This window comes from Tenacibaculum sp. L6, from assembly GCF_028823685.1.
In the GTDB taxonomy this organism is placed as follows: Bacteria; Bacteroidota; Bacteroidia; order Flavobacteriales; family Flavobacteriaceae; genus Polaribacter.
This window is the reverse complement of the sequence record NZ_JAPEHZ010000008.1, coordinates 1-15,971: the sequence shown is the minus strand read 5'-3', so window position 1 is coordinate 15,971 and position 15,971 is coordinate 1. Positions and strand designations below refer to the sequence as shown.

Genomic DNA, 15,971 nt, shown 5'->3' with positions numbered 1-15,971 from the left:
TGGACTCTCCTATTTTTAACTTTCTACGGCTACTTTTCTATAAACATCTACTGTTTTATAAAATGCTGTTGCAGTTTCTAAATATGCTTTTGTAAAAGCTTCCGTAGGTTCATTCTTATTAATTTGATAAATCAATTCTGAGAAAGAAGTTGATAATTCTATTTTATTTGTTACTACAAAGGTTTCATCAAAATTGGTGATGATCTCTGCTTGTGTATTGGTTTTTGCTCCTTCAGCTGTTAACAAGGCTTTGGCTGTATTAATCATTGCGGCATACGAGTGATAAATACTGTCTGACCATTGTTGGTTGTTATAAGCTTGTGTTGCATTCTCTAATTTTTCTTCACTTTCAAATAATAAAGTGGCTACTAAATCAATTACAACTCCAGCACATTCACCCACTCCTATGGCTTTTACATAATTTTTATCGTGTCCCCAATCAATAAAATCGTATTCTGATAAATTGGTGGTGTCTGATAATTCTTTCAATAACTCATAGAAATAATTCTTTCCTTGTCTATCGTAATAGCTTAAGAAATCTTCGGTTGCTTGTTTGTTACTTTCGAAATCGTTTAATAAGATTCGTAAAGATTCTGGTCCTCTTTTACTTGGTATTTTTACCAATTTATCAGCAAAACGACCATTTCCTTGTCCTAAAACTCCTCCTCCAACTAATACTTGTAAGGCTGGAGCTAATAGATTTCCTACTTTTATAGACATTCCTTGGAAACCAATGTGTGCCATGTTGTGTTGTCCACAAGCATTCATACAGCCACTAATTTTAATAGTGATGTCTTTGTTATTTACATACTGCGGATATTCTGCTTTTAACACACGCTCTAACTCCGCTGCAATTCCTGTACTGCTAGCAATACCTAAATTACACGTATCAGTTCCCGGACATGCAGTGATATCATTCAAACTATTATATCCTGCGTCTGCAAAACCTAACTTTTTTAATTCTGTATAAAAAAATGGTAAAAACTCCTCTCTCACGTGACGAATCAAGATGTTTTGACGTAAGGTAAAACGTAACTCATTCGCTCCATATTTCTTAATTAAATCAGCTAACAAACGTGCTTTATCAGTATAAAAATCGCCTAACAAAACTTTAATCCCTATCGCATACAATCCTTCTTGCTTTTGCTGAATTACATTGGTTTCTTTCCAGTTTTGATATGCCTCTTCGTCTTCTATCACTACTGAAGGAACCTCATTGGTTTCAAAAACAATGTCTTGTTCAAAGTTGGTAGTATTTATCGGATACGTTTTATACGCTAATGCATTTCTTTCAGCTGCAACTAATTCTAAGAAAGTATCAACACCTAAATCTTTTACCAAGAATTTTAAACGAGCTTTGGCTCTTTTAGCACGTTCTCCGTAACGGTCGAACACACGTAACACTCCTTCAATAGTTGGTATCAATAAATCTGCTTCTAAAAACTCATAAATTACATCGGCATGACGTGGTTGTGACCCTAATCCTCCTGCCAATAATACCTTGAATCCTTTTACTTCTTTACCGTCAACTGTTTTCGTTGTTGCAATGAATCCTAAATCGTGAATAAAACTCAACGCGGTATCTTCTTCTGTTGCAGAGAAAGACATTTTGAATTTTCTTCCCATTTCTTGACAGATTGGATTACGCAAGAAAAATTGAAAGGTTGCGTGTGCATACGGTGTTACATCAAACGGTTCTTTCGGATCGATTCCCGCAGTTGCTGAGGCCGTTACATTACGTACTGCATTACCACATGCTTCACGCAACGTAATATCGTCTTTTTCTAACTGTGCCCATAACTCGGGGGTTCTGTCTAAACTTACGTGGTGAATTTGAATATCTTGACGTGTGGTAATATGTAAACGCCCTCTTGAATATTCATCAGAAACATCTGCAATTCTGTGTAATTGTTCGCTTGTAACTTTACCATACGGTAATTTGATACGAATCATTTGTACCCCAAATTGGCGTTGACCGTAAATTCCTCTGGCTAAACGTAAGCTTCTAAAACGTTCTTCATCTATTTTTCCTTCGTTAAACAAACGTATTTTACGTTCTAACTCTAGGATATCCTTTTCTACTAAAGGGTTTTCTATTTCTGATCTAAAACTTTGCATGTGGTTTTTTAATAGTTGTTTGCTTATAAAAGCGTTGTTATTCGTTATGTAAGAACTCTACATGTGCTTCATCTGGTACGCAACAATCTACTGGACATACTGCCGCACATTTTGGCTCATCATGTTTACTTGATAAAACCAACTCCTGACGTGGTATTGGTTTTTGGATTGATGATTATATATAGGCTTGCTAACTTTTAAACTCACTTCGCCTATTTCGTTTAATGCTAACTTAGCAGGCGCTTCTTCTACTCCAGAAAAATCAGTACGAATGGTTGTTTTTAACTCTGTTATTTTCGCTTGTACATCGTTTACTCCATGTTTAATGTAATACTTTTCTGAAGCTTGCAGTGGAGTTTTGTCCATCCAACAAATGGTAGCTTCTAATTGTTTCACTACGGATGGTTCTTCTCCTTCTTTTACCAACATATCTCCTCTGCTCACATTTACATCATCTTCTAAAGTGATGCTTATCGAACTTCCTCGTTTTGCTCTTGCATATTCTTTATCAAAAAACTGAATGCTCTTTATCGTAGATTTTGTTGCTGATGGTAATACGGTTACTGCATCGCCTACTGCTAAATCACCTCCATACAATTTTCCTGCATATCCTCTGAAATCGTGATATTCGTCTGTTTTTGGTCGAATAACCGTTTGCACTGGGAAACGTGCTTTTGATACTTCTTGCGTATCTTCAGACCCCAAGTTTTCAAGGTGATTCAATAATGTTTCTCCTTTATACCAAGGGGTGTTTTCTGAAGACTTCACAACATTGTCTCCTTTTAAAGCTGAAAGTGGTATAAATGTGATATTTTGATTTTTATAGGCACTCTTTTTTGATAAATACTCTATTTCGCCTTTTATTTCATTGAACTTTTCTTCTGAAAAATCTACCAAATCCATTTTGTTTACAGCGACTATTACATCTTTTACTCTTAGTAAATTATTGATAAAGAAATGACGGTAGGTTTGTTCTACTACTCCATTTCTCGCATCTACCAAAATGATAGAGGCTTGAGAATTGGATGCTCCCGTAACCATGTTTCTGGTATATTCTATATGTCCAGGAGTATCGGCTATGATAAAACTCGTTTTTGGTGTTGAAAAATAAATATGAGCTACATCAATAGTAATTCCTTGTTCGCGTTCTGCTACCAAACCATCTGTTGCTAAAGAAAAATCTAAGTAATCAAATCCGCGTTGCTTACTTTTTTCTTCTATCGCTTCTAATTTATCTTGGGTTAATGATTTTGTATCGTATAAAATTCGCCCTATTAGTGTGCTCTTTCCGTCATCTACACTTCCTGCTGTTGCTATTTTTACTACGTTCATGTTCTTTTAGTATTGAGTGATTAGTATTAAGCTTTGAGTATTTTTCTCTCTTTACTCTATACTAAATACTAGGTTATCTTTTTAAAAATATCCTTGTTGTTTGCGTTTTTCCATTGCTGCTTCAGATCGTTTATCATCAATCCTTGCTCCTCTTTCTGATATGGAAGATTCTCTAATTTCATCTACCACGGTATCAATATCTATCGCATCTGACAAGACTGCTGCCGTACAACTCATATCTCCTACCGTTCTAAATCGCACCATACGCTCTTGTACTTCTTCTTCCTCTTCTCTAAACACAACATCATCGTTTGCAGACCAGATTAACCCGTCTCTAATAAATGTGGCTCTTTTATGAGCGAAATAGATGGATGGAATTTCAATTTGTTCTTGTTGTATATACGACCAAACATCTAACTCTGTCCAGTTAGAAATTGGAAAAACACGTACGTTTTGACCTAAATCGATTCTTCCGTTCAACATATCGAACAACTCTGGACGTTGATTTTTTTCATCCCATTGTCCAAAATCATCTCGTACTGAAAAAATACGTTCTTTAGCTCTCGCCTTTTCTTCATCTCTACGCGCTCCACCGATACACGCATCAAAACCAAATTCTTCAATGGCATCTAATAACGTTTCGGTTTGTAGCATGTTTCGGCTCGCGTACTTTCCTGTTTCTTCTTTTACTTTACCAGCATCAATGTTGTCTTGTACTTCTCTTACAATTAATTCTACTCCTAACTCTTCTACCAATCGATCTCTAAATTCAATGGTTTCAGGAAAATTATGCCCTGTATCAACATGTAATAAAGGGAATGGAATTTTTGCTGGATAAAATGCTTTTTGAGCTAGTCGAACTAGCGTAATACTGTCCTTTCCTCCAGAGAATAACAGTACTGGTTTTTCAAATTGCGCGACTACTTCTCTTAATATATATATGGCTTCACTTTCTAAAGCTCCTACTTGTATCGTTTCTGTGTTCATAATCCTATTTTTAAATATGTAAACCACATTCTCTATTACTTTCTACTTTTGTGGGATCGAAGTATTTAAACTCGTTTGGTAATTGGTGTTCTTCTAAATAAGCATCTAACTCTTCATCTGACCAATGGTAAAATGGACTTACTTTTAATACTCCATCTTTACTTTTTGAAACAATATCAATACTATCTCTAAAAGCTGTTTGTCCTTTTCTTAAGTTGGTAAACCACACATCTGGTTTGTGCTCATTCATTGCTCTTTTGAAAGGCTCCAACTTCACTTGCTCAGTAAAAACTGCATGTTTTGGATCGTCAATTGTTGGTAAACCTAATGTGATATTTCTATGTGCTACCGTTTGTTTAGGAACATACAACTGAACGTTTAACTGCAATTTTTCAATTAACTCTTCAGCGTGTTTATAGGTTTGTGGAGTATTATACCCTGTATCGCACCAAATAACATCTATAGTGTTTTTTACTGATGCTACTGCATGTAAAATTGCTCCTTCATAGGGACGAAAGTTTGTGGTTACTACCGCCTTGTTAGCCTGTTGTAACGCCCAAACAATAATCTCCTTTGGAGATTTGTTTTTTAACGCGTCGTTTACTGCTTCTAAATTCATTGTTTCTATGCTCATTTTTTACCCCATTTAATACTGTTCCAAACTCTTTCGTGAAAAAAATACAATAGCATTTTTGTTACTAATTCTATCGCTCCAATTGAAAAGGCTGTTTTTACTTGTCCGGTAATTATCCATGAGATTAATATGGTATCTATGGTACCAACAACTCTCCAACTTATTGACTTTATAATGCTTCTTAGTGGTTTTTCAGAAAGCTTATCTTCTTTATAATTAGCTTTATTTTCTACTACTTGTTCTACAATCATTTTTAAAATACTATTACCCTATCGGAATACTAGGTTTTAAGTCGACAAATATACAGATGCTTTTTAATTCTCCAGGGGGAAATCAAAAAAAAATTTGAATTTTACAATTTGTTAATACTACACTAAATCTGCAAGTGTGTTATTACGAAGTACTTGTAGTGTATTATCTCTTACTTGAATCATTAGTTTATGTACTGAGCATGCTTCTTCATCTGGGCAGTCATCACACTTTTCATAATAATTCAAACTAACACATGGTACCATAGCAATAGGTCCTTCAAGTGTTCTAATAACCTCAGTCATTTTAATTTCGTTGGATGGCTTAAGCAAATAATAGCCTCCACCCTTCCCTTTTTTTGCTCCTAAAATTCCTGATTTTCGTAAGGTAAGTAATATGCTTTCTAAAAACTTGTGCGAAATATTTTCATTTTCTGAAATGGTCGCAATTTGTACCATAGTGCCCTTTTCTTGCCTAGCAATAAAAGTAAGCGCTAAGCGCCTTAATTCCGTATTTTGTTTTCTTAGAAAGCATATTACAAATATATACTTTACTTCCTAATTATTTAATGCTTGATTTAAATCGTTAATTACATCTTCTACATTTTCTAATCCTACCGAACATCGTACTAAACCATCAGTAATTCCTACTTCTAATCGGTCTGCTTCACTTAACTTACTATGCGTTGTTGATGCTGGATGTGTTACAATCGTTCGTGTATCTCCTAAATTTGCTGATAATGAGCATAGTTTTATGCTATTCAAAAAATTACGTCCAGCATCAATACCTCCTTTTACTTCAAAAGCGACAATATTTCCTCCCAGTCGCATTTGTTTTTTTGCGATTTCATACTGTGGATGTGATTTTAGAAATGGATACTTAACCAAATTCACTTTTGGGTGTTCTTCTAAAAACTGTGCTACCTTCAACGCATTCTCGCAGTGCTTTTCTACTCGTATCGATAAGGTTTCTAAACTCTTAGATAATACCCAAGCATTGAATGGTGACATTGCTGGTCCAGTGTTTCTTGAAAACAAATAAATCTCTCTGATTAATTCCTCTTTTCCAACTGTTACTCCTCCTAAAACACGCCCTTGACCGTCTATTAACTTCGTTGCTGAATGAATGACCAAATCTGCTCCAAACTTGATTGGATTCTGTAAATAAGGCGTTGCAAAGCAATTATCAATTACCAACAATAAATTGTGCTTCTTTGCAATACCTCCCAACAACTCTAAATCTAAAATATCTACTGCTGGATTGGTTGGCGTTTCTGCATATAATATTTTGGTATTCGACTGAATTAGGCTTTCAATTTTATCTACTTCATTAATTTTAAAGTAACTCGATTCAATATTCCACTTTGGTAAATATTTGGTAAACAAACTATGGGTTGACCCAAAAACAGAACGACATGAAACTATATGATCCCCTGCATTTAACAAAGCCCCAAACGTTGAAAACACCGCAGCCATACCTGTTGCAAAAGCATATCCTGCCTCTGCTCCTTCCATTGCTACCATTTTATTAACGAATTCTGTGGTATTCGGATTTGAAAATCGACTGTATAAATTCTTCTCCTTTTCTTCGGCAAACGATGCTCGCATATCTTCAGCATCATCAAACACAAAACTTGAGGTTAAGTATAAGGGTGTTGAATGTTCTGAAAAATGGCTTGGGTTTCGAAATGTTGACTCATGTTGTTTTTTTAGATGTTAGACCGCTTCGCTGTTAGAACAAAGAAGTGAGACTCTCTTATTTTTTCTCTCTATTCTCACTTCTTTATTCTCTAGTCTATCTAGTTATTATTCTTTGCTAATCGTAAAATATCTCCAAATACGCCTCTTGCAGTAACTTTTGATCCTGCTCCTGCTCCTTGAATGACAATAGGTTGTGCTCCGTATGACTCTGTATAAATTTCAAAAATTGCATCAGACCCTTTTAAACTTCCTAAAGGCGAACTCTCTGGTACCGATACTAATTTTACATCCAATTCTCCTTTCGATTGTTGTAGATCTCCGTGTAAATCACCAATGTATCTCAGTACATGCTTCTCTTCTTGTGTTTCTTTTTGTTGTTGAAACGTAGTGTCTAGTTTTTCTAAGTTTCCTAAAAACTCATCAGAAGATATTTCTCTATACTCCTCTGGAATCAAATTTTCTATCTGAATATCTTCAAATTCATTTTCTAAATCCAATTCTCGAGCTAAAATCAATAGTTTTCTAGCGACGTCATTTCCACATAAATCTTCACGAGGATCTGGTTCTGTAAATCCTTTATCAATGGCTTCTTGTAACACCCTTGAAAACGGTAGGTCTTCCGCAGAAAACTTATTAAACAAATAACTTAAAGACCCTGAGAATACTCCTCGAATTCTTGTAATGTTCTCTCCTGAATCGTGTAATAGTTTAATTGTATCTATCAATGGTAAACCTGCTCCAACATTGGTTTCATACAGGTAACTCTTCTTATTTTTATCTAAGGTTTTACGCAATTCTTTATAAAAATCGTACGAAACGGTATTGGCTATTTTGTTAGAAGAGACTAAATCGAATCCAGCATTGACTAACGGAATGTAATTCTCAATAAAATCTAAACTCACTGTATTATCTATTGCGATTAAATTTTCTAAATGATGCTCTTTCGCATAGTCAATTACACTATCAACTATGTACTTATCTTCTACTGCTTTATCAAGCTCGTTTGACCAATTTATATCAGCTCCGTTTTTAGTCAACAACACTTTTTTAGAGTTGGCAATGGCAAAAATATTCAGGTGTATTTTACGTCTTTCTAAAATTGATTTTGAGTTCTCTAGAATTTGTTCAATCAAAGTTCCTCCAACTAATCCTTTACCAAAAACAGCAATGTTAATCTTTTTAGCAACCCCAAATACTTGACCGTGAATCACGTTCAACGCCTTGTGTAACTGTTCTTTTTTTACCACCAAGCTTACATTTTTACCTGTAATGGTATTGTTAAACAATAACGGTACTATTTGGTTCTTAATTAAAGCGTTGTATGGGTGGTGGAACTCGCTTAAATCTTGACCAATTATTGAAATTACCGATACTTCTTCCTGTATCGAAATCTGATTTACATCTTTCGTTTGTATGTCATTCTCAAACTCTTGCTCTAAAGCTTTTACAGCAGCAGTTGCATTTGATTTATCTACCACCAAACCAATACCTCTTTCTGATGAACCTTGTGAAATGATACTCACGCTAATTCCGTGATTGCTCAATGCTTTAAAAATACGTGCATCTACTCCTACTTTACCTAACAAACCTCTTCCTTCAAAATTGATTAAAGCAACCTTGTCTAAAACCGATAAGGATTTAATGCCTTTTAAAGTTGATTTTGCTGTAATCAACGTTCCATTATCATTAGGGTTGAAGGTATTTAAAATTCGTAGGTTAATGTTCTTCTCCAATAACGGAATAATGGTTTTAGCATGTAAAATGTTCGCTCCGAAGTTTGCCAATTCATTCGCTTCAGAAAATGACAATACTTCAATCTTCTTAGCATCAGCTACCAAATCAGGATTTGCCGTGAAGATTCCATCTACATGTGTGTAGTTTTGCAACTCTTCAGCATCCAAATAGTTTGCTAACAACGAGGCTGTGTAATTACTTCCGTTTCTACCTAAAGTAGTAGTTTCATTTTTTAAATTCGATGCGATAAATCCAGCAACTACATTCACTGTTGTTCCGTTGTGTTGCTTAAAGTGATTTAACACATTTTCTTTAGAAATTTCAACAATCGATTGCCCTTTTCCAACTATCTCATCTGTTTTTAACAGCTCTCTTGAATCTGTAGCTAGGGCATTGATCCCTTTTTGTTGTAATAAATCTGTTACCGTTTTTATTGATAACAACTCACCTTGTGCTAGTACTTCATCCTTTATTTTTTGGCTATAATCTCCTAACAAACTCACTCCCTCAAACAACTTTTCTAAGCGATTAAATTCCGTAGAAAAATCTACCAACGGCGTTAATTTCGTTTGTTCATATCGAAACGCTTCTAATTGTTCTTTAAAAGCTTCATTGTTAGCAGCTCTTTCTAACAGTTCTTCCAACTCATCCGTAGCATTTCCTCTTGCAGATACTACTACAGCTATTTTTTCTCCTTCATTAATTTTCTGTTCTATGATAGATACTACATTTTGTATTCCTTCATTGGACAAAGATTTTCCGCCAAACTTTAAAATTTTCATTCTCTTATTTGTTGATTTTTGATTGAATATCGGTTCAATAATTTTTTCTAATTGCTTGTATTCTATTAAAAAAGCATCATGCCCATTATCTGAATTAATTTCATTATAGGTTACATTCGCATGAGATGATGCCAGTTGTTTGTGTGTTTCTCTGTTTTCTTCCGCTGTAAAAAACAAATCAGAATCTACGCCAACAATATGGATGTCTGCTTCAATGGTTTCTAATACATCCAATCCTTCTCTTCCTTTGGTTACATCGATGGTTTTTAATAACTGATTCATCAATTTGTAAGAAGCTAATTGGTAGCGTTCTTGTAACTTTTTTCCATGGTGTAACAACCAACTTTCTACATTAAAAAGCGTGGATTCTTCATTTTTTGAACGCTGAAAACGTTTTTTAAACGACTCTGGTGTTCTGTAACACAACATTGCATGCATACGTGCATCATGTACCGGATTGCTAGAATTGGTTAAAAATTGTTCTTGAATTTGACAATTCGCTATCAACCAATCGGTCGATTTCCAATCAGTCGCTACTGGAATAAAATGTTCAGTAATTTTCGGATTCAACACGGCCATTTCCCACGCAATCCCTCCTCCTAAAGAACCTCCTATCAATGCAAATAGCTTTTCAATTTGCAACTGTTGTAGTCCTTGTAAAAAGATATTTGCAATATCACGTGCTTCAAAACTTTTATAATCATCAATTAAAAAATCGTCATACCCATTTCCAGGTATGTTAAAGCACAAAATGGTATACTCATTAGTGTCTATAACCTTGTTTTCTCCTATTAAATCTTGCCACCAACCTTCGGCTCCAGCAACATTGCTATTTCCTGTAAGCGCATGGTTAATAAGCACCAAAGGAGCGGTACCCAATGCTTTTCCGAAAACTTGATAGCTCAACGGAATTGTATCGAATTGTGTACCGCTTGTGGTGGTATAACTAAGAATATGTATGTGTTGTAAATCGCTTTTCATTACCGATATTTTTTGGGCGTTACCCTAAAGGGTCGGGCTTTCCGTTTCAATCTTTTTATGTTGCTTTCTTCGACAAGCTCAGAATGACAACACAAAAAGGATTTCCACTTCAATCCCTAACGCGGGGTGTTTTAAGCCAATACTTCTTTAGAAATTTTAGCAAATGCTTTTTGTAAATCGGTTTTTAAATCTTCAATATTTTCCAAACCAACCGACAAACGGATTAAGTCTTTTGTTACTCCTGCATTTCCTTGTGCTTCATCACTTAATTGTTGGTGTGTAGTACTCGCTGGATGAATAATTAAAGATTTAGTATCTCCAATATTTGCTAGTAATGAGAACAATTTTGTGTTATCGGCAATCGTTTTAGCGGCTTCGTAACCTCCTTTTACACCAAAAGTTACCAATCCACTTTGACCTTTTGGTAAGTATTCATCTACTAAAGCTTTGTATTGGTTTCCTTCCAGTCCTGGATAGTTTACCCAAGCAACTTCTTCTTGCTCTTGTAACCACTTCGCTAATTCCAAAGCACTTTCACTATGCTTTTTAATTCTCACGTCTAAGGTTTCCAATCCTTGGATAATATTAAAAGCATTTGTAGGACTTAACGCTCCTCCAAAATCACGTAAACCTTCTAAAATCAGTTTAAATGTGTACGATGCTGCTCCTAAAGCTTCGTGATATACCAATCCGTGATATCCTGCTGAAGGCTCTGTAAACTCAGGAAACTTTCCATTTGCCCAGTTAAAAGTTCCTGCATCAATAATGGCTCCACCTAACGAATTTCCTTGTCCGCCAATGTATTTTGTTAACGAGTGAATTACAATATTCGCTCCGTGTTCAATCGGGTTTAACAAAGCTGGAGTTGCTACGGTATTATCTACAATAAAAGGAACTTTTGCTTTTTTAGCGTGAGCAGAAATCGCTTTTAAATCCAAAACATCTAACTTCGGATTACCTAAAGATTCAACAAAAAAGGCTCTGGTGTTTTCTTGCACTGCTGCTTCAAAATTATCAGGGTTTGAAGCATCTACAAAGGTTGTGGTAATTCCTAATCTTGGGAGAGTAACATTTAATAAATTGTAGGTTCCACCATACAAACTGCTTGAAGCTACGATATGATCTCCTGCTTTTAACAAGGTTAATAATCCTGTTGAAATTGCTGCGGTACCCGAAGCAAAAACTACAGCGCCAATACCTCCTTCAATAGCAGCTAAACGATCTTGTAAAATTTGATTGGTTGGGTTGTTTAATCGGGTGTAAATAAACCCGAGTTCCTTTAACGAAAATAAATTTGCTGCATGCTCTGCATCGTTAAAAACATACGATGTAGTTTGATAAATTGGAACTGCTCTGGTTCCACTTGTTTGTGTTACATTGTGACCTGCATGCAACGCATTTGTTGCGAATTTTTGTGTACTCATTTTTCTTGTTTTTGAGTTAATAAAAAATTAAACCAAAAGCCAAAACACATCTTTGTTAGATGTTGCTTACTAGAAAAATGTTATTAAGAAATTATAAGGAGTTTCTTGTAGTTATTAAAGAAACTTCTTTGGGTTATCTATCCTTGAGTTTTGCACTCTGGTAGAATTTAGCACCTTCTTTGTTTGCACAAAGGGTTGCTAAGGCTTCATAGGGTCTAATCCCTCCACCTTTCTTGATAACATCGTCAATAAGTGTTTGAACTTTTACGAGCACAAATATTCAATTATAAAAATAGATTTTCCAAATTTATTTTGAATTTTATTGAAAAAATCTTTTTGAATTATTTTCAAAATAAAAAACAAACAATCTGAAAATCAAATATTTAAAACAAACAACTTAAACAATCAATTTAACATCTATTTTATCTTAAGAACTACAAGACAACATAGAGCATCCTACTTTATTTCGAGCCCATTCTGGTCGTTTTGCAAACCATTTTTCGTTTTCTGCTTGCTCATCGTAGGGATTTTTAAGGAGCAAATATAACTCATTTAACAGCAAATAATTTCCTTTATCGGCATGATCAATTGCTAGTTGAGCCATATAATTTCGAAGTACATATTTCGGATTTACAGCATTCATTTTTGTCTTTTTATCTTCATCTGAAACAGATTCATTTTGCAATCTATCCAAATAATTTTGAAACCAAGTTTCCCAAAATAATTTAATTTCATCAACAATTTCTGAAGGAATATAAAATGCTTTTTCTATTTTTTTGATGGCATTTTCAACTGTATCTTCTTTTGAAATAGTTGCTAATAATCGGAAAAAAATAGTCATATCCGTTTCTGTTTTTTGAAGTACTTCTTCAAGGTCTGAAACTAATTTTCCATCTGATTCTTTTGAAGAAAAAAGTCCTAATTTATCTCGCATCATTTGCATATACTTTTCAGGAAATTTCTCTTGATAATATTCCAAAACAGCTTCTAAAGGTTCTGCTTCTTCAATTAAAAGATACAAGGCATTTGCTAGCTGGTATAAATTCCATAAAACGATTTCTGGTTGCGAACCGTATCGATAACGTTTGTGCGTATTATCGGTGGTATTTGGCGTCCATCCATGGTCGTAGCCTTCTAACCATCCGTAAGGACCATAATCAATGGTTAACCCAAGAATAGACATATTATCCGTATTCATTACTCCATGTACAAATCCAACACGCTGCCAGTGAATTACCATATCTAAACTGCGATCCGCAACTTCTTTAAAAAAGGAAATATACGTTTCTTTGGAAGGTTTTCCTAAATGAGGAAAATGATGGGTAATCGTATAATCTACCAGTGTTTTCAAGGTTTTTACATCTCCTCTTGCGGCTAAAATCTGATAATTTCCAAAGCGCAAAAAAGATTCGGCTGTTCTACAAACAATAGCTCCTTTTTCATAGGCTGCATTTCCGTTGTACATTACATCTCTCAACACCTGATCTCCCGACAACGCCAACGACAATGCTCTTGTTGTAGGCACACCTAAATGATGCATGGCTTCGCTACACAAATACTCACGAATAGAAGATCGCAATACCGCCAATCCATCTGCCGTACGTGAGTATGGTGTTTCCCCTGCTCCTTTCAGCTGTAACGCCCAATTTTTATTATTATGAACTGTTTCAAACAAATTAATAGCCCTTCCATCTCCTAACTGACCTGCCCAATGCCCAAACTGGTGTCCTCCATAACACATCGCATATGGTTCTGTATTCGGATACACTTTATTACCTGTAAATACATTTTTAAACTCTTCGGAAGTTATTTCTTCTGCTGAAAGCCCTAATTCTTTTGCCATTTCATCAGAAACATGTATAACTTTAGGGTTGGAAGTTTTTTTAGGTGTTACATACGAAAAACAAGCTTCTGTTACCTGTCTTCGGGTATTTTCTTTAATTGGATCCGCAGGTAATTCGTTTGTAAAGGTATTTTGTATATTGAATTTCAACACGTTTTATTGTTCTTTTAATTTACTTGCATGCAGTTTTCTCAGTTTAGCCAATTTAGGCGAAATCACTGCTGCACAGTACATCTGTTCTTTGTTGTTTTCGTAATAATTTTGGTGATATTCTTCCGCAGCATGAAATGTGGTAGCTGGACTAACTTCTGTAACAATAGTACTTTCAAAATAAGGTTTTAACTCTTCAATTACTTGTTCTGCTATTGCTCGTTGTTCATCAGAATGATAAAAAATAACCGAACGATATTGAATTCCTACATCGGCTCCTTGTCTATTTAAAGTTGTAGGATCGTGACTCGTCATAAAAATCACCAATAACTCTTCAAAACTTATAATATCAGGATTATACGTTACTTGAATTACTTCTGCATGTCCTGTTAATCCAGAACATACTTCTCTATAGGTTGGAGTTCCTGGAACAGTTCCTCCCATATAACCAGAAACTACTTTCTCTACACCTTTTATTTGGTTAAAAATTGCTTCAACACACCAAAAACAACCACCTCCAACAGTTAATACTTCCATATTTATTCGGTATCTAAGATCATTGATGCAGAGTTGATACAATAACGTAAGCCACTTGGTTCTGGTCCATCAGGAAAAACATGCCCTAAATGAGCATCGCAAGTATTGCACATCACTTCTACTCGCACCATACCAAAAGTAGTGTCTTTTTCATATTGAATGGCATTTTCTTTAATGGGTTGTGTAAAACTAGGCCAACCAGTACCTGAACTAAATTTAATCGTTGAATCGAACAAAGGAGTACCACAACATACACATTTATACTTACCTGCATCGTACACACTACATAAAGCTCCGGAATTTGGTCGCTCTGTTCCTTTTTCTCTAGTTATTCTAAACTGTTCTGGAGTTAGTATTGCTGCCCATTCTTCAGGAGTTTTTTCTACTCTGCTATCAGGTGTTGGATTTCCGTTTACAGCAAAGTAAATAATATCTTTCCAAGTTAATATTTTATCGCTCATTCCTAAAAATTCTATTATTATCTTATTAGTAGCTTCTTTTTATTACTACTTACAAATCTATGATACTCACTAAAGCTTTCGAATAAATTTAACAGAAACCTTAATTATTTTTTCAAGGATGATTTATATCATGTTTTAAATGATCTTTTACCTATTAATTTGTAATAAAAACCATTATTCCCCGTGCTTATAACATAATTTTAGTTAAAAAAATTACAAATTACAAACTTATATCAGTATTTATTAAAATAAAAAAAAAAAAAAAAAACAATGAATGTCTTAGAAAATAGAACAGTCGCTGATTATGTAATAGAGAATATAAAAACAGCTCCTATTTTTAAGAAATATGGAATTGATTTTTGCTGCAAAGGAAATATAACAATAAACAAAGTTTGCCAAAAGAATAAAATAAACTTAAGTGCATTAAAAAGCGAATTGGAAAATGTTGAAAGTATTAGTGATGTACTTCAAGATTATAACACTTGGAGTTTAAACTTTTTAATCCTTTATATTGAAAGTGTACATCATTCTTATGTAAAAGAAAGTTTACCTATAATTTCTCAATATATAAATGAAGTTATAAAAACCTATGGTGATACACATCCTGAACTATTAAAAATTAATAAACTATTTAGAAAAGCCTCTTCTGAAGTTATATCTCACCTTCAAAAAGAAGAACAAATACTTTTCCCTTATATAAAACAGCTAATAGCAGCTGACAAAGAACACAAAAAAATAAGCATTCCTTCATTCATCACGATACATACTCCTATAAAAATGTTAGAGCATGAACATGAAGAAATTAATAATCTTTTCAGAGAAATAGCGAAACTAACAGATAACTACTCTATTTCAGAAAGTGTCTCGAATACGTATAAAGATCTTTACATTAAACTTGGAGAATTTGAACAAGATTTATACCATCATATACATTTAGAACACAATATACTGTATAAAAAAGCACTAGAATTAGAAAAAAGAACCAAATTATGAGTCGTCCTAAAATAGGTTGACAGTTTTTATAAAATATTAATTAAAC

General features: G+C 34.4%; 11 protein-coding genes, 2 pseudogenes and 1 riboswitch. Of the genes and pseudogenes, 1 reads left to right on the top strand and 12 read right to left on the bottom strand.

From position 1 onward, the window contains the following. Window positions 1-15: 15 nt before the first annotated feature. The 12 genes and pseudogenes from OU788_RS02905 to msrB form a co-directional block, all read right to left on the bottom strand. A complete protein-coding gene (locus tag OU788_RS02905) occupies window positions 16-2,118 on the bottom strand; it encodes a nitrite reductase (protein ID WP_274633760.1) in 2,103 nt (700 codons plus the stop codon). 125 nt (window positions 2,119-2,243) lie between these two features. Beyond that, window positions 2,244-3,450 (bottom strand): annotated as a pseudogene (locus tag OU788_RS02900) (sulfate adenylyltransferase subunit 1). 81 nt (window positions 3,451-3,531) lie between these two features. Continuing rightward, window positions 3,532-4,437 carry a sulfate adenylyltransferase subunit CysD gene (gene cysD, locus OU788_RS02895; protein ID WP_274633759.1) on the bottom strand — a complete coding sequence of 302 codons (906 nt, stop codon included), beginning with the start codon at window positions 4,435-4,437 and terminating at the stop codon, window positions 3,532-3,534. Window positions 4,438-4,447: 10 nt separating this feature from the next. Next, window positions 4,448-5,056: a phosphoadenosine phosphosulfate reductase domain-containing protein gene (locus OU788_RS02890; protein WP_274633802.1), complete on the bottom strand. Its 609-nt coding sequence runs from the start codon at window positions 5,054-5,056 to the stop codon at window positions 4,448-4,450. Window positions 5,057-5,067: 11 nt separating this feature from the next. Beyond that, window positions 5,068-5,322, bottom strand: a complete 255-nt coding sequence (locus OU788_RS02885) for a DUF2061 domain-containing protein (RefSeq protein WP_274633758.1) — start codon at window positions 5,320-5,322, stop codon at window positions 5,068-5,070. Between the two features lie 117 nt (window positions 5,323-5,439). Next, a pseudogene (locus OU788_RS02880) lies at window positions 5,440-5,854 on the bottom strand (RrF2 family transcriptional regulator). Window positions 5,855-5,877: 23 nt separating this feature from the next. Next, a complete protein-coding gene (locus tag OU788_RS02875; protein WP_446751472.1) occupies window positions 5,878-6,948 on the bottom strand; it encodes a trans-sulfuration enzyme family protein in 1,071 nt (356 codons plus the stop codon). A 170-nt stretch (window positions 6,949-7,118) separates the two neighbouring features. Further along, complete coding sequence (gene thrA / locus OU788_RS02870) at window positions 7,119-10,517, bottom strand: bifunctional aspartate kinase/homoserine dehydrogenase I (RefSeq protein WP_274633757.1); 3,399 nt, start codon at window positions 10,515-10,517, stop codon at window positions 7,119-7,121. A gap of 131 nt (window positions 10,518-10,648) precedes the next feature. After that, on the bottom strand, window positions 10,649-11,941 hold the full coding sequence (locus OU788_RS02865) for an O-acetylhomoserine aminocarboxypropyltransferase/cysteine synthase family protein (RefSeq protein WP_274633756.1): 1,293 nt from the start codon (window positions 11,939-11,941) through the stop codon (window positions 10,649-10,651). Between the two features lie 130 nt (window positions 11,942-12,071). After that, window positions 12,072-12,184, bottom strand: a riboswitch (SAM riboswitch). A 184-nt stretch (window positions 12,185-12,368) separates the two neighbouring features. Beyond that, entirely contained in the window at window positions 12,369-13,934 is a 1,566-nt protein-coding gene (locus tag OU788_RS02860) for a protein adenylyltransferase SelO (RefSeq protein ID WP_274633755.1), read from the bottom strand. Window positions 13,935-13,940: 6 nt separating this feature from the next. Then, window positions 13,941-14,471, bottom strand: coding sequence for a peptide-methionine (S)-S-oxide reductase MsrA (msrA, locus tag OU788_RS02855; RefSeq protein WP_274633754.1), 531 nt, complete (start codon window positions 14,469-14,471; stop codon window positions 13,941-13,943). A 2-nt stretch (window positions 14,472-14,473) separates the two neighbouring features. Continuing rightward, the gene (msrB, locus tag OU788_RS02850; RefSeq protein ID WP_274633801.1) at window positions 14,474-14,920 is read right to left on the bottom strand and encodes a peptide-methionine (R)-S-oxide reductase MsrB; all 447 of its coding nucleotides are present in this window, start codon (window positions 14,918-14,920) and stop codon (window positions 14,474-14,476) included. Between the two features lie 282 nt (window positions 14,921-15,202). On the opposite strand from msrB, the gene OU788_RS02845 reads away from it, so the two are divergent. Continuing rightward, a complete protein-coding gene (locus OU788_RS02845) occupies window positions 15,203-15,925 on the top strand; it encodes a DUF542 domain-containing protein (protein ID WP_274633753.1) in 723 nt (240 codons plus the stop codon). Window positions 15,926-15,971: the final 46 nt, after the last annotated feature.